We start from the raw sequence: 19,517 nt of genomic DNA on the forward strand, positions 1-19,517 counted from the left end.
CGGGGAACTTCCTGGATGCGGGGGTGGGGCGTCCTGGCAAAGAAGAAGCCTCCCCAGTGGTGGCTAGGGAGGCTGCTGGCGGAGGATGGGGGATTCGAACCCCCGAGGGGTTTCATCCCCAACACGCTTTCCAAGCGTGCGCCATAGGCCACTAGGCGAATCCTCCAGGAGCCCCGGAGGGCCGCAGACCATCCTACCCGACCCCCGGGCCGCTCACGTCCATCGGGGGGAGTGGGCATCCGAACACCACGACGTCGTCCTCGATAGGCTTCGGGTGTCCGTGCGGATGCCATACCGCCCGGATCTCACGTCCGGATCATGTCAGGACGAAAGCCGAACGTCGCGCGGTCGCCGTACGACGTGCGCATGAGGACGACCGCCCCGAGGAGGACGCATGACCGTGCTGATCGCAGGGACCCACAACTCGCGCGACACCGGAGGGATGCCGCTTCGCGACGGCGGATCCACCCGTGCCGACGTGCTCTTCCGCTCCGACGCGCTGGCGACGGTGACCGATGACGGGCTGCGCGTCATCGCCGAGGGGCCGATCGGCGCGGTCGTGGACTTCCGCACCGACGTCGAGCGCGCCGACGCGGCCGACCGGCTGCCGTCCGGCGCCGCGATCCGCACCGTCGAGCTCTCCGTCCTCGAGGGGGCGATGTCCGCGCCCCGGCCGGAGGACATGACGCCCGAGGTCCTGCGGGAGCTCATGGCCCGGATCCCCACCCTCCCCGACCTCTATGTCGGGATGCTCCAGCACGGCGCGGCGGCGTTCGCGGAGGTCGCGCGGCTCGTGGCGCGGCCTTCTGACCCTGCGCGCGGCGGCGTGCTGGTGCACTGCACCGCCGGCAAGGACCGCACGGGCATCGCGACGGCGCTCCTGCTGGACGCGGTCGGGGCCGAGCGCACGGCGATCGTCGCCGACTACGCCGCGAGCGAGGCCAATCTGGCGGGGGAATGGGCCGACCGCATGCTGGCCCGGGTGAGCGGCTGGGGCGTGCCGATCATCCCGGCCGTGACCGACCTCATCACCGCCACGCCCCCGGCGGCGATGGAGACGGCGCTCGCCTGGATCGACGGGAACGGCGGATCGGCGGCGTACCTGTCGGAGGGCGGGCTCTCGGACGCCGAGCTGGACGACCTGCGCTCCCGCCTCACGGCCTGATCCGCGGTCCCATCTCGCACTCCGGCAGCCGCCCTCCTGCCGCGTCTCTCCCGCCGTGACGGCGAGGACAGGGAAGCGAACGGCGAGGCGACGGGTGCGAGGATAGAGCCAGGAGGAGCAGATGAAGGATCCGTCGCTGGAACAGCATCCGTCGCGCCGGCGGTGGGCCATGCGGATGCAGCAGCCGCTCCCCGCATCCACCGTCTTCGACCGGGTCGCCTTCCTCGTCGGCACTGCCTCGGCCGTCTGGCTGTGCACGATCATCGGCCTGCAGGGGTTCCGCTATCCCTGGTCGGTGCTGCTGTTCATCCCGGTCTGGGCGATCACCGCCTACCTCGTCCTGCCACGGCTGCACCGGATGCTCTCCGACCTCTACGTGCCGGACTACTTCTTCGGGCGCACCCGCACGGCCGAGGGGCTGCTCGGCGACCCGGTCAACCTCGCGGTGGACGGCTCGGCGGTCCAGCTCGACGCCGTCATGACCAGAGGCGGATGGCATCGCGCCGACGAGATCACGGCCGCCTCGACCTGGAGGATCATCGTCTCGACGATCACGCGGCGGAGCTATCCGACCGCGCCGGTCTCGCCGCTCATGCTCTTCGGTAGGCGACATGACGTCGCCTACCAGCAGGAGGTCGCGGGCAATCCGAAGCAGCGCCACCACGTGCGGTTCTGGCACTGCCCGCCGGGATGGATGCTGCCGGGCGGGGCGAAGGTCGGCTGGCTCGGCGCGGGGACCTACGACACCGACGTCGGCCTGTCGCTGTTCACCCTCCAGCTCACCCACCGCATCGACGAGAACACCGACATCGAGCGGGACTACGTCGTCGAAAGTGCGAAGAAGGCGGACGACGCGGTCGAGGTGCGCGTGCTCCGCGACTTCACGACCGGCTATCACGCCCGTAACGGCGGAGGCGACCGGTTCATCACCGACGGGGATCTGCCGATCCTGGACGTGGGCAAGGTCGCCGTCGACGAGCAGGACGCCCGTGACGCGGCGGCTCCCGTCGGGGCCTCCGCCGAGTCGGACGACATCGTGCACCGGGCGCCGCTGGAGGTGATCTTCGCGGTCGCCGTCGTGTTGCTCGGCGCGGCCATCGACCTCTTGAAGTTCGTCTTCGATCCCGAGATCACGGAGGCGATCGCCGCGGAGAGCGAGGTCGACCGTGTCGTCGGCTTCGTCGCCCTGGGCTTCGGCGTCGCGCTGACCTTCGCCCAGGCGGTCATGGGCTGGCTCGTGCTCCGGCGGGGGCGGCGCTCGCGCGCGATCCTGATGGTGCTGATCACCGTCAACGTGATCAGCACCGCGGTGAGCTACGTCGACGGCCAGGAAGCGCTGCGTTTCAATGGGACGCTGCTGACCGCCTCGATGAGCTGCCTGGCTCTGCTCGCGCTGTCGAGCGACGCCGCAGGAGCCTGGGCACGGCGTCGGCGCGCGTCGAAGGGACGGCCGGCTTCGTCCTGAGGAGGCGTGTCGCGGACGGGAACCGCGGCCCAGGCTCTCGTCCTAGACTCTCCGGGTGGCCACCCCGAAGATCGTGCTGTTCTACGCCTTCGCGCCGCTGCCGGACCCCGAGGCGATCCGGCTCTGGCAGCGCGACCTGTGCGAGGCCCTGCATCTGCGGGGGCGGATCCTGCTCTCGCCGCACGGGATCAATGGCACCCTCGGCGGCGACCTGCCCGCGGTGAAGAGATGGCTGCGCTCGTTCCGCTCCTACGGTCCGTTCCGTGACGCGGACGTGAAGTGGAGTGAGGGCACCGCCGTCGACGATGCGGGGTACAGCACGGACTTCCCCCGACTCAGCGTGAAGGTGCGGGAGGAGATCGTCTCCTTCGGCGCGCCCGGTGAGCTCAGGGTGGACGAGCGCGGCGTGATCGGCGGCGGGGCGCGGCTGACGCCGGAGGCGCTCCATGACCTGGTCGCCGAACGGGGCGAGGAGGTGGTGTTCTTCGACGGGCGCAACGCGCTCGAGGCGGAGATCGGCCGGTTCCGTGGTGCCGTGGTGCCGGATGCGACCACGACGCGAGACTTCGTCGGGCTCCTCGACTCCGGCGTCTACGACGACCTCAAGGATCGCCCTGTCGTCACCTACTGCACCGGCGGGATCCGCTGCGAGGTGCTCTCCAGCCTCATGCGCGCGCGGGGTTTCGGCGAGGTCTATCAGCTCGACGGCGGGATCGTGCGGTACGGGGAGACGTTCGGGGACGAAGGACTCTGGGAAGGGTCTCTCTACGTCTTCGACGGGCGAGGCTCGATCGACTTCAGCGATCACGCCGCGGTGCTCGGCTCCTGCGCGGGCTGCGGTGCGGCGACCAGCCGGACCGCGAACTGTCCGGAGCTCTCCTGTCGTCGTCAGGCCGTCGTCTGTACGAGCTGCGGCGCGGTTCCCTGCGTCGCGCACGCCTGAGGCGCCGGCGCGGCCTGTCTGCGGAGCACCCTGCTCTCACGGCCGGAGGGTACGACACGCGCTGTCCGGTCCCCGTCGATCACGGAAACGATGATGGGATGGAGGTCTCGGGCGCCAAAGGGCGCGGACGTGGAGGCCAGAGCCTCGTCCGCGTGGCATCCGGGGCCGTTATCGATGTTGTAGGGGCGTAGAACATCGCTGTTCCGTCCGTCTCGTCGTGGAGGTCCGTAGAGCGCAAGGCGCTGCCGATATCGAAGAGCCACCGGCCCTCTCAGAGCGTGACCGCCCGGCCATGATCCGTGTCATCGCAGGGGACTGAGGTCTCTGCCGCACGGATCGTCGTCCGGCGACTCTGAGGCCTCGATGCGAGGCCTCCCGTGAGGGCGGGTCTTCGGACGTTGGTGGCGCGACGGATCGTCGGAGGGGCGTGGCCCGGCGCGCTCTCGCACCGTCCCGCGTCTCGAAGACCTCGTGGGCGACCAGGTGTCCGCGGCTCCCGGCGGGCGACAGCGGTGACGTCAGAAGGAAGCAAGGAATGAAGAGATCGAAGAATGTCGGACGTCGGACTGCGGACGCGCAAGGGAGCTCCGAGGAGCGGGATCCGGGACATGCCGGTGATGCTGCGGTGAGCCGGCGCGCGCTGCTCGTCGGAGGCGTGATGACGACGCTGGCCATCGGCGCCGGTGCCTCGGCGCCCGAGGCGGGCGCCACGGGCGATGTGGCCTCGCGCTGGGCGGGTGCCGATGCGGGTCGGGCGGAGGGCGCTGACGCGGCGGACGCGAGCGGGGCGGCAGACGCGAGCCGGGGAGTGGGGTGGCGTGCCCAGGTGTCCCGTGCGGCGCCGATCTCGTCGCAGAGCGAGATCACCTGGTCGTCGAGCACCACGCCCTCGGCGCCGTCTCCGAACCTGGTACGGGTGCTCTCCGGGCAGCGGCGTCAGACGATGCTGGGCATCGGAGGGGCGATGACCGAGGCGTCGGCGTCCGTGCTGAGCAGGCTGTCTCCGGCGCAGCGGCAGGAGGTCTACAACGCGTACTTCTCCCGGGACGGGGCGCGGTACTCGGTGCTGCGCAGCTCGGTCGGCTCCTGCGACTTCTCCCTGTCCGATTACAGCTACGCGGACAAGGAGGACACCACTCTCGAGAGCTTCAGCATCGCCAAGGACCGGGAGCTGCTGATCCCCGCGATCAAGGCGGCGAAGGCGATCAATCCCGACCTCAAGCTCTTCGCCGCGCCCTGGGCGCCGCCGGCCTGGATGATGCAGGCGCCCGGCCGAGCGGGCGGGGAATCGGTCACGCGCTACGCCCGGGGCGGGCGTGCGCTCAAGGACGAGCACTACGGGCTCTACGCGGAGTATCTGACGAGGTACGTCGAGGCGTACCGTGCCGAGGGGCTTCCCGTGTACGCGCTGTCGACGCAGAACGAGGCGCAGAACATCCCGCCGTGGGAGTGCTGCTGGTGGTCGACGGGGAACATGGCTGCCTTCATCTCGCAGCATCTCGGCCCGCGGATCAGGAGCCGGGCCCCGGAGACCCGGCTCGTGATCTGGGACTGGGACAAGGGCAACGACGCGCTCCACCACGACGGCTTCCTCGGCTTCAACCGTGCTGTCCTGTCAGACCCGCAGGCGCGGGCGTACATCGACGGGATCGCCTTCCACTGGTACGCCGGCGATCTGTGGCACCTCATCTCCGGCTCGCCGATGTGGTCCGAGGACTTCGCCTCTCTCCGCGAGATCAAGGCGGAGTTCCCCGACATCCATCTCTACGGGACCGAGGGCGGTCAGGAGAACGGTCCGTGGCTGCGGAGCTGGACCCCCGCCGAGCGCTACGCCTACGACATCATCAACGACATCGAGAACGGCACGGAGACCTGGATCGACTGGAACATGGTCCTCGACTCCGCCGGCGGGCCGCACCACGTCAACAACAACTGCCACGCTCCGGTGGCGGTCGACTTCTCCGTCCCGGGAACGCCGGTCGTCATGTACAACCCCTCCTACCACGTGCTCAGAGAGGTCAGCCGGGTCGTCCAGCCCGGCACGAGGAGCATCGCCACCTCGGGAACCGCCTACCTCACGACGCCCAACGTCGACGTCACGGGGATCGCGGGGGCGGTCGGCACGGCGTCGCTGCTGTTCGCCAACCGCAACGACCACGATGTCCCGGTCACCGTGCGGGACGGAGACAGGGAGGCGGCGATTACCCTCCAGGCGCGATCGTTCTCGACCTTCACCTACGCGGGGTCGACGGTCGAGACCTTCGTGGACCTCGCGACCTGTACGGCCTACGCGAACGGGCATCAGGGGGGACATGTCCCGGCGAACGTGCTGACGGAGGGGAGGAACACCCGGTGGGCGAGCGACTGGACCGACCGCCAATGGCTCGACGTGGTCTTCCCGCAGCCCCGCACGGTGTCCGGGGCGATGATCTCCTTCGAGAACAACGGGAGCTCCGAGTTCCTCCTCGAGACATCCGTGGACGGCCGGACATGGACGACGGCCTTCCGTGCGGCGAAGGGCGGGTACGCGAGCAAGGGCGTGGCGGACATCCGGTTCACGCCCACGACGGCGACTCGTCTGCGGTTCCACGGCGTGAGCCGGAGCGAGCCCTACGGATACTCGATCTTCGCCATGCGACCGATCGCCGTGCTGTGACCCGGTCCCTCGGCGGGCGGCCTGCGGAGCCCCCGCCGCCGAGGCGCAGAGGGGCAGCGAGGCCGTGACGGGTGCGGTGCCCCTCTGCGCGCTCAGGCGGTCGAGGCCGGAGCCAGCCGGCCGCCGAACAACGAGCGGGGGACCAGCGCCGCACGCACGCGATCCCGGCCGCTCGCGCCGCGGAGGAGGTCTGCGCGGATCCGCCGCACGGCGCTGTCCAGGGCCGTGCCTTCCGGAGCCGCCCCGCTCGGAGCCGTGCCGTCGGGTCGTGCGTAGCTGGCGCGCTCGACCGCGCGTATGAGAACGCGGACGGCGACAGGGTCGACACCGCGTCCGTGGACGAGGCGGTCGCCCCTGGCGCGTGGCGACTCGGCGGCGGAGGCGGGAAGCCCGAGGTCGCGGAGGGTGTCCCGCACCTCGGCCCAGGCGGCGAGCGTGTCCCCCCGGCGGACCCGGCCGCGCCGGAGCGCGCGGAGGACGGCACGAGTCGCCGCCGGCAGAAGGAGGACGGCGACGATGCCCGCCATCGCGCCGAGCACCGGAGGCAGATCGAGCGTGCGCTGCGGAGCCGTGCCGCTCGCCCCCGGGTCTCGCTCCGTCCGGTCGCTCGGCGCGGAGGCACGGGGCGCGGTCGTCGCCGCCGCGGTCGGCGCGTCCGGCGACGCGGAGGGCGAGGCCTCTCCGACGCCCGCGGCCGCGGCCGCGAAGCGGGTCGGGGACCCGAGCGTCGCCGTCGGCTCGAAGGGGATCCACCCCAGGCCTTCGAAGTACACCTCCGGCCAGGAGTGCAGCTGATCGCTCATCACGAGGTAGACGGGGCGGCCCTGCTGACGCTCGTCGGTCGCGGTGCCGGGAAGATAGCCGACGACGATCCGCGTCGGCATGCCGAGTGATCGTGCCATCAGGGCGAAGGCGCCGGCGAAGTGCACGCAGTAGCCCGCTCTGCGGTCGAGGAACCGGGCGACGGCATCGGCCCCTGTGCCGTCGAAGCCCTCTTCGACCGGGGTGTCCAGCGAATAGGTGAAGGCGCTGCGGAACCAGGTCTGCAAGGAGAGCAGCCGTTCGTAGTCGGAGCGTCCCGTCCCCGCGATCTCCGCCGCCGTCTGCGCGATGGTCGGAGGCATCTGTTCCGGAAGGGCACGGTAGGCATCCATCCCCGGCACGTCGGTCGCCGTCGACGCGACGATCTGGTCCTGGGTGGGCAGCACGCTCGCCGCCTCGACGGTGTAGTTCTGGTCGGCGGCGTCCGCGCCGCGTGCGACGACCGTCCGGTTGCCGCCCATCGTCTCCCAGGACCCGTCGAGCCCGCGTACCGAGGTGGCCTGATAGGGGACGGGAAGCCAGCCGCCGCTGACCCCCGTCGTCCGGATCGTGGTGCGACTCGGGACGATGGCGATGCCGGCCGACGCCGTCACCGGGGCGAACCCGTCGGCGAGCGGCGCGGTCTCCTCTTCGTCCGGCTGCCAGACGCTCCCGTCGAAGGCCGAGAGCGTCGCGATGCGCAGATAGGGCGCGGACGAGCCGTCGGTGAGGAGCGTGAGCGCGGGTGCCGGCCGGGGCCGCCGCAGGTCCTCGCCGAGGCGAAGGCTGGGCGTCAGGGCGGTGCTCGTGCCGCCCAGCACGATGCCGGTGCTCGAGACGGGGAGAAGCGGCGTGACGGCGACCGCGACGGCGATCGCGGCGGCGCCGATCGCGAGAGTCGCCGCAGGACGGGCGCGCGAGGGCGAGGCGCTCCCGACATGGTCGGCGGGAGCAGGCGGGACGGCGCCTGGGTCCTCCACGCGCACGCGGAGCAGGACCAGGAGCAGGAGGGCCAGAGCGACGAACCAGACCACGTCGACACCGGGGCCGGGGACCGCGGTCGAGGGGATGATGCCGACGAGCGCGACGAGGAGGAGCGCGACGAGAGGAAGCCGTCCGACGCCGATCATGAGGTCGAGGGAGATCGTGAGCGCCCCGGCGCCGATCGCCAGCACCACCGCCAGCGCCCGGGAGGGGTCCAGGGGCGCCGTCCCGAAGTACATCTCCTGCCCGGCGGTGGCGAAGAGGGAGGGGACGGCGGAGAAGGCCTCAGGCGAAGGGAGGAGACCGAGAAGCGACTGAGGGCGGAACTCCAAGAAGGTCAGGACCGCCACGCCCGCGGCCGCCTGCACGCACAGCACTGCCATGATCCTGAGCACGGGGCCTCGGCGGCGGAGGAGGAGACGGACGAGGAGGCCGGTCGTGAGCACGCCGACGGAGACCGCCACGATGTCGATGCTCCATCGGCCGGGGAGGATGACGCCAGACAGAGGCCACATCGCCACGAGCACGCTGAGCCCGGTGAGCACCGCGATGCCGACAGGACCCGTGCCGCGTGGTCCCTGCGGCTCCCCGTCAACGCCGGACACCGCTGGCTCCCTCTCCGCGGGGGGTGGGGACCGCGTCCGCCCAGGAGCCGGCGACGTCCTCGTCCAGGGCGCCGCCGAGCCACCCGTTGGCGGCGAGGGCGTCGATCGCCCCTGGCGCCGGGTCCGTCGCGAGGAGCACGGGTGTGGCGGCGCCGCCAGGGGAGAGGACGGCGGCATCGGCGGTGGAGAGCGATCCGGTCAGGACGATCAGCGGTCCGAGCACGTGCGCCCCGTGCGTCGCGGGCAGGCCGTCATCGTGCTCGCCGCGCCGGGGGGCGACCGCGGCGAGGGCGACGAGCAGGCCGTCCCGGTCGTCGTCGGCACCGCGCAGGCGGCCGATCATCGCGCCGGTGGCGTCGACGACGTCGACGGCGTAGCCGTGATCGGCGAGGTGCAGCGCGATCGACGCCGCCGCCGAGACGGCGCGCTCGAAGGACGGGTCCGCGGTCGCCGTCCCCGCCCGCGAACCGGGCCAGCGGGCGCCCGCGCGGTCGAGCACGACGAGCGCGTCGGGGCTGGACTCCTGCTCCTCCTGTCGCACCATGAGGTCGCCGCGATGCGCCGTCGCACGCCAGTGGATGCGGCGCATGGCGTCGCCGGAGACGTAGCGACGCGGGGTGAGGTTGTCCGCGCCCTGACCGAGCCGTTGCGAAGAGGTCTGTGCGGTGCCGCCGGCGAGACCTGCCCGATCGCGCAGGGCGGGGATCGTGACCACCTCCGGGACGACGGTGATCGGGCGGGCGTCCCCGAACTCCTGGCGGCGCCGGATCAGCCCGAACGGGTCCGTGGTGGTCACGGTGAGCGGGCCCAGGGCCCACAGGCCACGGCGCAGCCCCTCGATCTCGTATGTCAGCGTCAGCGGGATCCCCTCGGAGAGCCGTCCCGAGCGTGCCCCGGCGGGCGGGAACTCCCCGCTCGCGGGTCCTTCCACCGCGGCAGGGAGGGCATCGGTCCAGGTGCCGACGGGCGGAGGGAAGGGAGAGCGCAGGTCGATGCGGAGCAGGACCGTCGAGGACTCCCTGACGGACAGCAGGTCGGCGGCGACGGTCCTGGTCACGGTCCCGTCCCGATGGGGAGCGTGCACGACGATCGCGGCGACGAGGACGAGCACGATCAGCAGCACCCCGAGGTAGAGCAGGAGCGGGGCGGCGAGGACGTTCGCCGCCGTCATGCACACCAGGCCCGCCACGACCGCCGCGACGCCGCGGGCGGTGACGGGGCCGCGACGCATCAGCGCCCCGCGCCGACCGGGACCGGGGTGCGCTCGACGATGCGCCCGAGCGCGGCCTCGATCGGCCGCACCCCCGCCCGATGTGCCCCGCGGGCGGGGATGAGCCGGTGGGCGAGCACCGCGGGAAGGAGGCGGGACAGATCGTCCGGGATCACGAACTCCCGGCCGTCCAGCGCCGCGACCACCTTGGCGGCGCGCACGAGCTGCAGCGTCGCACGGGGACTCGCCCCGAGATGGAGGTTCGGATCGGAGCGCGTCGCCTGGGCCAGGGCGACCGCGTACTCCTCGATGGAGGGCGCGACGTGCACCGTCCTCGCCCAGGCGACGAGGGCGCGGACGTCCGTCGCGGCGAGGACGGGACGGATCGCGTCGAGCGGGTTGACCGTGTCCCGCTGCCGGAGCATCAGCGTCTCGGCGGCCGCATCCGGATAGCCCATCGAGATGCGCATCATGAAACGGTCCCGCTGCGCCTCCGGGAGCGCGTAGGTGCCCTCCATCTCGAGAGGGTTCTGCGTGGCGACCACGAGGAAGGGGTCAGGGAGGCCGTGCGTGAGGCCGTCGACCGTGACCTGCCGCTCCTCCATCGCCTCCAGCAGCGCCGACTGCGTCTTGGGCGAGGAACGGTTGATCTCGTCGGCGATGACGATGTGCGCGAACACCGCGCCCTGTTTGAACTCGAACTCCCGCTCGACAGGGTCGTACACGCTCACGCCCGTGACGTCCCCTGGGAGCAGATCGGGGGTGAACTGGATGCGGCGGACGGTCGCGTCCACGCTCGCTGCGAGGGCGCGCGCGAGCATCGTCTTGCCGACGCCCGGCACGTCCTCGATCAGGAGATGGCCCTCGGCGAGCAGGCAGATCAGCGCGCTGCGCACCGCGTCGTCCTTTCCGTCGATCACCCCGGTGATCGAGCGGAGGATCCGGGCGGTGAGGTCGGCGAACCGATCGGCGGTCATGTCGGCGTTCTGCGGGCGGGCGTCCATGGGATCCTTCCGGGGGCTGCCGTGCGCGGTGCGGGGCAGGCACCGGCGCGCTGCTGCGATCCTAACCCGGTGCGGCGAGCGCGGTTCCGGCGGGGCAGGCTCCGTGAATCGGCGGTGCCCGAAACCTCACCCGCGCGGCGACGGCCGGGGCCTGGCGCGTTCGGCCGAGCCTGTAGACTGGACCACGGCCCTCCGCGTGACGACATCCAGGCCAACTCCCCCAGGGCGGAAACGCAGCAAGGGTAACCGGGCTCTGCCGGGTGCGCGGAGGGTCTTCTCGTCTCCGGCGGCGATCCCACCGGCGTCACGGGAACATCACCCGATCGCGGCTCGCCTCGTCTCCCCTCTGTCGGAGAGCGGTCCGCGGCAGTACGCTGTTGCGCAGGCACGGAGACGTGCCGGTCCGCACGATCCCCGTCTCCGAGAGGTCCCGCCGTGTCCGACACCTCCTTCGCCGCGCCCGATCTGCGGGTGGCCGCAGGCGTCCTGTTCGATCTCGACGGTGTGCTCACCCCCACCGCCGAGGTGCACATGCGCGCCTGGCAGGCCGTGTTCGACGCGGTGTTCGCGGAGTGGGGCATCGCACCGGCGTACACCGACGAGGACTACTACGCCTTCGTGGACGGCAAGAAGCGCTACGACGGCGTGGCCAGCCTGTTGCACAGCCGCAACGTCGAGATCCCGTGGGGGCAGGTCGACGACCCGCCCTCGGCAGAGACGGTGTGCGGCATCGGCAATCGCAAGAACGCCGCTTTCGAGACGGCGTTGCGCCAGGACGGCATCGCCCCGTACCCGGGATCGCTCGCGCTCCTCCGGGAGCTGCGTTCCGCCGGGGTGCCCCTGGCCGTCGTCTCCAGTTCCAAGAACGCGGAGGAGGTGCTTGCTACCGCCGGCATCCGTGACTTCTTCTCCGTCGTCGTCGATGGCGTGGTCGCCGAGCGCGAGGGACTGGCCTCCAAGCCCGCCCCCGACGTGTTCCGCGTCGGCGCCGAGCGCCTCGGCGTCGTCCCCGCGGCAGCAGTCGGCGTCGAGGACGCCACCTCCGGCGTCGCCTCCGTCGCGGCCGCGGGCTACGGCCTCGTGATCGGCGTCGATCGAGGGGCTGGCGCCGATGCGCTGCGCGCGCATGGCGCGATGCTCGTCGTCGACGACCTCGCCCGGCTTCTCTGACGCCCTTCGCACACCCGACCTCCGTCACCGACCCGCCCAAGAGAGAAACAGCATGATCGACCGCGACCTTTTCCCCGTCGACCCCTGGCGCCTCGTCGAGACCCGGTTCCCTGCCGACCAGCAGGGGGTCGCGGAGACGCTCTTCGCCGTGGGGAACGGCTACCTCGGTCTGCGCGGCAACCACATCGAGGGGCGTGAGGCCCTGGAGCACGGGACCTTCATCAACGGGTTCCACGAGACCTGGCGCATCCGTCACGCGGAGCAGGCGTACGGCTTCGCCGAGGTGGGGCAGACGATCGTCAACGCGCCCGACGCCAAGGTCATGCGCGTCTACGTCGACGACGAGCCGCTGAGCTTCGACGAGGCGGACGTGCGCGAGTACCGCCGTGCCCTCGACTTCCGCACCGGCGTCCTGGAGCGAGAGCTGCTCTGGGTGAGCCCGTCCGGCAAACGCGTGCGAATGCGCGACGAGCGCCTGGTGTCCTTCGACGAGCGCCATCTCGCAGTGATGCGGCTCGAGGTCACGGTGGAGAACGCCGACGCCCCTGTGACGATCTCGTGCCAGATCCTCAACCGCCAGGACGGGGAGGACGTGTTCGGCGGGATGCCGTCGATGAACGGAGCGGCCGCCAGCAAGGCGGGCGGGAAGGGCGGGTTCGACCCGCGCAAGGCCGAGCGGATCGCTGAACGGGTCCTCCAGCCGGCCGAGTACTGGCAGGACGACAGGCGCTCGGCGCTCTCCTACCGTGTCACCGATTCGGGGATGACCCTCGCCGTCGTGGCCGACCACCTTATCGAGACGGAGAACGACTACACCGCTCGGCGTCTGGTGGAGCCCGACATCGCCAAGAACGTCTTCCGGGTGCAGGCCAAGGCCGGGGTGCCCATCCGGGTGACCAAGCTCGTGAGCTATCACACCTCTCGCGGGGTTCCCCCGCGCGAGCTCGTCGACCGCTGCCGGCGCACCCTCGACCGGGTCGCGGTCGAGGGCGTCGAGGCGCAGTTCGCCAAGCAGGTCGCCTGGCTGGAGGCATTCTGGGAGCGCTCGGACATCCGCATCGGCGGGCACGACGACCTGCAGCAGGCCACGCGCTGGTGTCTCTTCCAGCTTGCGCAGGCCGCGGCCCGCGCCGACGGCGCCGGCGTCTCCGCGAAGGGCGTCTCCGGGTCGGGGTACAGCGGGCACTACTTCTGGGACACCGAGATCTACGTGCTCCCCTTTCTCACCTACACCTCTCCGCAGTGGGCGCGCAACGCCCTCCGCGCCCGCGTCCACATGCTCCCCGCCGCCCGCCGCCGGGCGAAGATGCTCAGCGAGGACGGGGCGCTGTTCCCCTGGCGCACGATCAACGGGGAAGAGGCGTCCGCCTACTACGCGGCGGGCACGGCGCAGTACCACATCAACGCCGACGTCAGCTTCGCGCTCGGGAAGTACATCAGGGCGACGGGCGACGACGAGTTCCTGTACCGGGAGGGCGTGGACGTCGCCGTCGAGACCGCGCGGATGTGGGCGACGCTGGGGTTCTGGCGCACCGGGGGAGACGTGGAGACGTTCCACATCCACGGCGTCACAGGACCGGACGAGTACACCACCGTCGTCAACGACAACCTCTTCACGAACGTGATGGCCCGATACAACCTCCGCTTCGCCGCCCGGGTGGTCTCGGAGATGGCCGAGGAGGCGCCGGAGGAGTACGCGGCGATGGTCGATCGCCTGCGGCTGGAACGGGGCGAGGTGGAGAACTGGGAACGCGCCGCCGAGGCGATGTTCATCCCCTTCAGCCCTGCGCTGGGGATCCACCCCCAGGACTCGCTGTTCCTGGAGCGTGAGGTGTGGGACCTGCCGAACACGCCGTCGTCGCAGCGCCCGCTGCTGCTGCACTTCCACCCGCTCGTGATCTACCGGTTCCAGGTGCTCAAGCAGGCAGACGTCGTGCTCGCGCTGTTCCTGCAGGGCAATCACTTCACCGAGGCCGAGAAGCTGGCCGACTTCGAGTACTACGACCCGCTGACCACCGGTGACTCGACGCTGTCCGCCGTGGTGCAGTCGATCCTCGCCGCCGAGGTGGGGTATCAGGATCTGGCACGGGAGTACTTCGAGCAGTCGATCTACGTCGATCTCGCCGATCTGCATCACAACGCCTCGGACGGGGTGCACGTCGCCTCGGCCGGCGGCGTGTGGACGGCGCTGGTCAGCGGCTTCGGCGGCATGCGGGACTACAACGGCGAGCTGAGCTTCGACCCCCGGCTCCCCGCCGACTGGCCCGAGCTGTCCTATCCGCTGCGCTGGCAGGGGTCTCTGCTGCAGGTGACCCTCACCCGCGAGGAGCTGCGGGTCGCCGTGCACGAGGGCGACCCTGTCGACTTCACCGTGCGCGGCAGCGCCCACACGGCCTCGGTGGACGACCCCGCGATCGTCCCGCTGCCCCATCAGGGGCCGGTGATCACCGGGCGCCCGGAGTTCGGCTCCCGGGTGCGACGGGAGGACGGATCGCTCCTCTCGGCCTCGGTGCCGGTGACCTCGGCGATCCCGATCGTGGGCACGGCGGGGGAGTAGACCGCCGTGGCTCGGCTCCCTCCCGCCAGACGTCAGGATCGGAGGGAGCCGATGTCGAGGGCACGCTCTAGGCTGGACGGGTGACCACAGCCCTCTATCGCCGCTATCGGCCCGAGACCTTCGCGGAGATGATCGGGCAGTCGCAGGTCACCGACCCGCTCATGACCGCGCTGCGCGGCGATCGCGTGGGTCACGCCTACCTGTTCTCCGGTCCGCGCGGCTGCGGCAAGACCACGTCCGCCCGCATCCTCGCCCGCTGCCTCAACTGCGCCGAAGGGCCCACAGACACCCCCTGCGGTGTCTGCCCCAGCTGCGTCGAGCTGTCGCGTGCCGGCGGAGGATCGCTCGACGTCGTCGAGATCGACGCCGCCAGCCACAACGGCGTCGACGACGCGCGTGACCTTCGTGAGCGGGCGACGTTCGCGCCGAGCCGCGATCGGTACAAGATCTTCATCCTCGACGAGGCCCACATGGTCACGCCGCAGGGGTTCAACGCGCTGCTCAAGCTCGTGGAAGAGCCGCCGGCGCATGTGAAGTTCATCTTCGCGACCACCGAGCCCGAGAAGGTGCTCGGCACCATCCGCTCGCGCACTCATCACTATCCGTTCCGGCTCGTCCCCCCCGCGGCCATGCTCGAGTACGTCGAGAAGCTGTGTGGCGAGGAGGGCGTGGCGGTGGAGCAAGGCGTCCTCCCGCTGGTGGTCAGGGCCGGCGGCGGGTCGCCGCGGGACACCCTCTCACTGCTCGACCAGCTGATCGCCGGGTCCGATGCGGCTCCCGACGGCGGAGTCACGGTGAGCTACGAGCGCGCCGTCGCCCTGCTCGGATACACGCACGCCGCCCTGCTCGACGAGATCGTCGACGCCCTCGCCGCGGGCGACGCCTCGTCGGCGTTCCCCGCCGTCGATCGGGTCGTGCAGACAGGGCAGGACCCGCGGCGCTTCGTCGACGATCTCCTCGAGCGCCTGCGTGACCTCATCGTCATCGCCGCCGTGGGCGACGACGCCGCCGCCGTGCTGCGCGGGGTCCCGGACGACGAGCTCGCACGCATGCGGGAGCAGGCGTCGGCTTTCGGCTCCGAGCGACTCTCGCGCACTGCCGATCTGGTGAGCACCGCGCTGGACGACATGACGGGGGCGACATCGCCGCGTCTGCATCTCGAGCTCCTCATGGCCCGTGTCCTCGCCGCGACGGCTGCGGTGCCCGGCACTCCCGCCGCGCCGACGGCACGGCAGACGGCGGCCCCTGCCGCGCCTGCCACGGCAGCGGCGGTGCCGCCTCAGGCGGCGACCGCCTCGCTGGCACCGGAACAGGCGGTTCCGCCCGCCAGGGCGCCGAAGGCCCCCGCGACCGCGCTCCCCGCCGCGTCGTTGGAGAGCGAGGCCCCCCTTCCCGGGCAGGACGCTCCGGTATCGTCGTCCGCGGGGACCACGGGCGAGAGCGGCCCTTCTCCGTCCATCGCACCGGCGGCGCCAGGGGCGCCCGTGTCCTTCGACCGGATCCGTGCGGCCTGGCCGGACGTCCTGTCCCGGCTCGCCGCGATCAGCCGTTCGTCCTGGCTCGTCGTCACCGCGGTGCAGCCGCTCGGGTACGACCAGGAGGGCGAGGTGCTGCGGCTCGGCTTCGCGAGCCCCCACGACGTCTCCTCGTTCAAGGGCAAGACACCGGGAGCCGGACCTTCCGATCACCTTCGCGACGCGATCGAGCAGGAGCTCGGGGTGCGGGTCAAGTATCTCCCCGCGCCGCTCCCTCCTGGCGGGGCGCGATCCTTAGCAGAGGACGGGACGGCCGCTCCTTCCGCGTCCGGAGCCTCGGACAGGTTCGAGAGCGCGGCCGCGCCTCCCCGTCCGGCGGATCCCGCAGAACATCCGGCCTCCGCTGGTGTCTCGCCTGCCGGTCCGCGCGCGGCGTCGGCGAACGCCGCCCCCGTGACGGACTGGGCGGTCGCGCCGATCCCTCGTGGCGATGCGGCGCAGGACCCGACCTCCCCGGCGCCGGTCGCCCTTGCCGCAACGCCTCCTCCTGCGCAGCTCCCCGTCGACGAGGAGCCGGCCGACGCCGAGGCCATGCCCGCGGGCGGTTGGTACGAGCCCGTGCACGACGGCGACGTCCTCGATGACGAGCCGCCCTACCCCGACGACGAGCCGCCCGAGGCCGAGCCCCCGATCGCCGAGCCGCCGATCGCGCCCGTCGCGGCCGCGGCGAGCGTGCAGGGCGCGTCCGCGGCGCCGTCGCCTTCGGCCGCTTCTTCGCCGTCGCCCGACACGGGGGCGCGCCCGGTGTCCGACACCCCGTCTACGCCCGTTCCCGGACCCTCCGCCGTTCCCGAGCCCTCGGCCCGTCCCGAGCTCCTGCCCGCCGGGGGGCAGAGCCGTGCCGGCGGGCAGGGCGCCCCCGGAGGTGTCCAACGCTACGGCGAGGCTGTCGTCCGCCAGGTGCTCGGCGCCACGTTCGTGCGTGAGGAGCCCTATGAGCCGCCCACGAGGTTCTCCTGATGTACGACGGAATCGTCCAGGAGCTGATCGACGAGTTCGGCCGTCTGCCCGGCATCGGGCCGAAGTCGGCGCAGCGCATCGCCTTCCACATCCTGCAGACGCCGTCGTTCGACGTCGCCCGACTCGCGGAGCTGCTCACCGAGATCCGGGAGCGGGTCCGCTTCTGCGAGGTGTGCGGGAACGTCGCCGAGCAGGAACGATGCGCGATCTGCCGCGACCCGCGGCGCAACCCCGCGCTGATCTGCGTGGTCGAGGACGCCAAGGACGTCGCCGCGATCGAACGCACCCGTGAGTTCCGCGGTCTCTACCACGTGCTGGGCGGGGCGATCAGCCCGATCGCCGGCATCGGGCCGGACGACCTCCGCATCGCCCAGCTCCTGTCGCGCCTGGCCGACGGCACAGTGCAGGAGGTCATCCTCGCCACCAACCCCAACCTGGAGGGCGAGGCGACGGCGAGCTACCTCAGCCGCCTCCTCACCAGCATGCAGATCACGGTGTCGCGTCTCGCCTCGGGGCTTCCCGTGGGCGGCGACCTGGAGTACGCGGACGAGGTGACGCTCGGACGCGCCTTCGAGGGTCGGCGCGTCCTATGACCGCCGCAGGCGGGTTCAGCCGACGTGGATGGCTGCTCTTCGGCGCGATGGCGCTCCTCTGGGGAGTCCCTTACCTGTTCATCAGCGTCGCTGTCGAGTCCTTCTCTCCGCCGGCGATCGTGGCGGGCCGCACGCTCATCGCCGCGCTCCTCCTGCTGCCGTTCGCGATCCGCAGCGGGGCGCTCCGCCAGGCGTTCCGGCTCTGGCCGTGGGTGCTCGCGTTCGGGCTCGTCGAGATGGGTGGCCCGTTCCTTCTGCTCGGACACGCGGAGCAGACCCTTCCCTCGGGACTCACGGGGCTCCTCGTCGCGACGGTGCCGCTGTTCGCCGCGCTCATCGCGTTGACCGGAGGCGATAGGGCGGTGCTCAGCCCCGTGCGGGTGATCGGCCTGCTGATCGGGTTCCTCGGTGTCGCGATCGTCGTCGTGGGGCCGGGGCTCGCCGGGGGAGAGGTGAACCTCCTGGCCGCGGGCGAGGTGCTGCTGGTCGCCGTGCTCTACGCGATCGCCCCTTTCATCATCGCCCGCAAGCTCGCCGCCGTCCCGTCGCTCGGCACGATCATGCTGGCGCTCCTGATGATCGGGATCCTGTACCTCCCCATCGCCGTGCTCACCTCGCACGAGGTCCCCACGCTCGGATCGATCGGCGCGCTCCTCGCGCTCGCCGTGATCTGCACCGCGGTGGCGTTCCTCGCCTTCTTCGCGCTCATCCGCGAGGTGGGGCCGGTGCGCGCCCCGCTGTTCACCTACGTCAACCCGGTGGTCGCGATCGTGCTCGGCGCGATCGTCCTCTCCGAGCCGCTCACGACGGGCCTCCTCATCGGGTTCCCGCTGATCATCCTCGGATGCTGGTTCGCCGGCACGGGCGGACGGCTTCGACCTGCCCGTGCTCCCGCCCCGGCGCGGGAGGCGGAGCCGGCGGCCGAACCGCTCGGCGAGCCGATCAGCCCTCCTGGCGGATCGACGCCCGCAGGCTGAGCAGCAGGAGCACGAAGCCGGCGCCGACGAGCATGTGCCCGGCGCCGGCGATCCCGGCGACCATCTTCGAGGACTCGGCACCGAGGACCTGCAGCGTCCCATGCCAGACGAGCATCGCCCCGGTCAGCACCACGCCGGCGTTGTAGATCCAGAAGAACCAGGGGAAGAGTCGGTTCGCCGAGAGCCGGAAGGACTTCTCCAGGGCGAGGACGATGAGGCTCACGAGCGCGCCGAGGGCCAGGAGGTGCGTGTGCGCGAGGCCGAGCTGTCCCGGCATTCCCTCCTCGTAGCCGTTGAGCTTCGTGAGCTCCCGATAGAAGAGCCCTGCGGCCAGGCCGACGACGACGTAGACGGAGGCCGCGGCGAGGAGCAGCCGCAGCGCCGGCCGTGCGGCGGGCTGGGATGTCGGGGCGGAGGATCGGGGCATGAGATCGGTCATGGGGCTAGCCTCCGCCTTCCGGTCCGAGGCGAGATCGATCGAAAGGTCGATCTTCCGGAGGTGCCGTCCTCGTCCCCGCGGGGGACAATCGGGGCATGGACCACACGCACGCTCCCGTCCGTCGTGGCGCGGAGGAGGAGGGTCTCTCCCGGCAGCGGATGCTGCGCGGCGCACGAGCGGCGCTGCACGTCATCGCCGTCGTGCTGACCGCCATCGCCGCGGTGCGCGCGGCCTCTATGGGCGGCGACCTCGTCGTCGTCCTCCTCGCCGCGGGAGCCTTCCTCGCCTGGTACGGCGCCGGAGCCTCCTTCGCGCGTGGCCGGTCCGCCGGCTGGTGGCTCGTGGGGCTGTCCCTGCTCTGGGCAGGCCTGCTCGTGATCTCGCCGGAGTTCGTCTGGCTCGCGTTCGCCCTGCTGCTGCTCGCCGGACATGTGGTGCGCCTGCCCTGGTCGG

13 protein-coding genes, 1 tRNA gene, 1 other RNA gene and 1 pseudogene are annotated in these 19,517 nt (G+C 71.6%); 11 read left to right on the top strand and 5 right to left on the bottom strand.

Going from position 1 to position 19,517, the window contains the following annotated elements:
* Positions 1-76: 76 nt before the first annotated feature.
* Positions 77-166, bottom strand: a tRNA-Ser gene (locus tag ACP15J_RS13025).
* 228 nt (positions 167-394) lie between these two features.
* On the opposite strand from ACP15J_RS13025, the gene ACP15J_RS13030 reads away from it, so the two are divergent.
* From ACP15J_RS13030 to ACP15J_RS13045, 4 genes are all read left to right on the top strand, one after another.
* Positions 395-1,165 (top strand): tyrosine-protein phosphatase, encoded by a 771-nt coding sequence (locus tag ACP15J_RS13030; protein ID WP_424937595.1) that lies wholly within the window; start codon positions 395-397, stop codon positions 1,163-1,165.
* A 121-nt stretch (positions 1,166-1,286) separates the two neighbouring features.
* Positions 1,287-2,630, top strand: coding sequence for an LssY C-terminal domain-containing protein (locus ACP15J_RS13035; RefSeq protein WP_424937594.1), 1,344 nt, complete (start codon positions 1,287-1,289; stop codon positions 2,628-2,630).
* A 55-nt stretch (positions 2,631-2,685) separates the two neighbouring features.
* The gene (locus ACP15J_RS13040) at positions 2,686-3,573 is read left to right on the top strand and encodes a rhodanese-related sulfurtransferase (RefSeq protein WP_424937593.1); all 888 of its coding nucleotides are present in this window, start codon (positions 2,686-2,688) and stop codon (positions 3,571-3,573) included.
* Between the two features lie 625 nt (positions 3,574-4,198).
* On the top strand, positions 4,199-6,229 hold the full coding sequence (locus ACP15J_RS13045) for a discoidin domain-containing protein (RefSeq protein WP_424937592.1): 2,031 nt from the start codon (positions 4,199-4,201) through the stop codon (positions 6,227-6,229).
* Between the two features lie 92 nt (positions 6,230-6,321).
* Here the strand turns inward: ACP15J_RS13045 and ACP15J_RS13050 are convergent, their stop codons facing one another.
* The 3 genes from ACP15J_RS13050 to ACP15J_RS13060 are packed head-to-tail and all read right to left on the bottom strand — an operon-like array spanning position 6,322 to position 10,833.
* Positions 6,322-8,619, bottom strand: coding sequence for a transglutaminaseTgpA domain-containing protein (locus ACP15J_RS13050; protein WP_424937591.1), 2,298 nt, complete (start codon positions 8,617-8,619; stop codon positions 6,322-6,324).
* The gene (locus tag ACP15J_RS13055) at positions 8,606-9,850 is read right to left on the bottom strand and encodes a DUF58 domain-containing protein (RefSeq protein ID WP_424937590.1); all 1,245 of its coding nucleotides are present in this window, start codon (positions 9,848-9,850) and stop codon (positions 8,606-8,608) included. Before ACP15J_RS13055 ends, ACP15J_RS13050 begins: the two co-directional genes overlap by 14 nt.
* Positions 9,850-10,833, bottom strand: coding sequence for an AAA family ATPase (locus tag ACP15J_RS13060; protein WP_424937589.1), 984 nt, complete (start codon positions 10,831-10,833; stop codon positions 9,850-9,852). The genes ACP15J_RS13055 and ACP15J_RS13060 overlap by 1 nt, the downstream gene beginning before the upstream one ends.
* Before the next feature lie 183 nt (positions 10,834-11,016).
* On the opposite strand from ACP15J_RS13060, the gene ffs reads away from it, so the two are divergent.
* From ffs to ACP15J_RS13090, 6 genes are all read left to right on the top strand, one after another.
* An RNA gene (gene ffs / locus ACP15J_RS13065) (signal recognition particle sRNA small type) lies at positions 11,017-11,113 on the top strand.
* Positions 11,114-11,268: 155 nt separating this feature from the next.
* Complete coding sequence (locus ACP15J_RS13070) at positions 11,269-12,003, top strand: HAD family hydrolase (protein ID WP_424937588.1); 735 nt, start codon at positions 11,269-11,271, stop codon at positions 12,001-12,003.
* Positions 12,004-12,055: 52 nt separating this feature from the next.
* Positions 12,056-14,560 carry a glycoside hydrolase family 65 protein gene (locus ACP15J_RS13075; protein WP_424937587.1) on the top strand — a complete coding sequence of 835 codons (2,505 nt, stop codon included), beginning with the start codon at positions 12,056-12,058 and terminating at the stop codon, positions 14,558-14,560.
* 80 nt (positions 14,561-14,640) lie between these two features.
* Entirely contained in the window at positions 14,641-17,055 is a 2,415-nt protein-coding gene (locus ACP15J_RS13080; protein ID WP_424937586.1) for a DNA polymerase III subunit gamma and tau, read from the top strand.
* Entirely contained in the window at positions 17,055-17,648 is a 594-nt protein-coding gene (gene recR, locus ACP15J_RS13085; RefSeq protein WP_424980959.1) for a recombination mediator RecR, read from the top strand. The genes ACP15J_RS13080 and recR overlap by 1 nt, the downstream gene beginning before the upstream one ends.
* On the top strand, positions 17,645-18,625 hold the full coding sequence (locus tag ACP15J_RS13090) for a DMT family transporter (RefSeq protein WP_424937585.1): 981 nt from the start codon (positions 17,645-17,647) through the stop codon (positions 18,623-18,625). Before recR ends, ACP15J_RS13090 begins: the two co-directional genes overlap by 4 nt.
* On the opposite strand, the gene ACP15J_RS13095 is transcribed toward ACP15J_RS13090, so the two are convergent.
* Positions 18,591-19,064, bottom strand: coding sequence for a DUF2871 domain-containing protein (locus tag ACP15J_RS13095; RefSeq protein ID WP_424937584.1), 474 nt, complete (start codon positions 19,062-19,064; stop codon positions 18,591-18,593). The genes ACP15J_RS13090 and ACP15J_RS13095 overlap by 35 nt on opposite strands.
* 95 nt (positions 19,065-19,159) lie before the next feature.
* On the opposite strand from ACP15J_RS13095, the pseudogene ACP15J_RS13100 reads away from it, so the two are divergent.
* Positions 19,160-19,517: pseudogene (locus tag ACP15J_RS13100) on the top strand (sensor histidine kinase); the annotation flags it as partial.

Origin of the sequence: Microbacterium sp. S308A+ (assembly GCF_049800815.1) — a bacterium.
Taxonomy (GTDB): Bacteria; Actinomycetota; Actinomycetes; order Actinomycetales; family Microbacteriaceae; genus Microbacterium.

Excerpts from the sequence above, each read along its gene's own strand:
- ACP15J_RS13030 (WP_424937595.1), top strand. The coding sequence starts at position 395 with ATGACCGTGCTGATCGCAGGGACCCACAACTCGCGCGACACCGGAGGG.
- ACP15J_RS13035 (WP_424937594.1), top strand. The coding sequence starts at position 1,287 with ATGAAGGATCCGTCGCTGGAACAGCATCCGTCGCGCCGGCGGTGGGCC.
- ACP15J_RS13055 (WP_424937590.1), bottom strand. The coding sequence starts at position 9,850 with ATGCGTCGCGGCCCCGTCACCGCCCGCGGCGTCGCGGCGGTCGTGGCG.
- ACP15J_RS13060 (WP_424937589.1), bottom strand. The coding sequence starts at position 10,833 with ATGGACGCCCGCCCGCAGAACGCCGACATGACCGCCGATCGGTTCGCC.
- ACP15J_RS13075 (WP_424937587.1), top strand. The coding sequence starts at position 12,056 with ATGATCGACCGCGACCTTTTCCCCGTCGACCCCTGGCGCCTCGTCGAG.
- recR (WP_424980959.1), top strand. The coding sequence starts at position 17,055 with ATGTACGACGGAATCGTCCAGGAGCTGATCGACGAGTTCGGCCGTCTG.
- ACP15J_RS13090 (WP_424937585.1), top strand. The coding sequence starts at position 17,645 with ATGACCGCCGCAGGCGGGTTCAGCCGACGTGGATGGCTGCTCTTCGGC.
- ACP15J_RS13095 (WP_424937584.1), bottom strand. The coding sequence starts at position 19,064 with ATGACCGATCTCATGCCCCGATCCTCCGCCCCGACATCCCAGCCCGCC.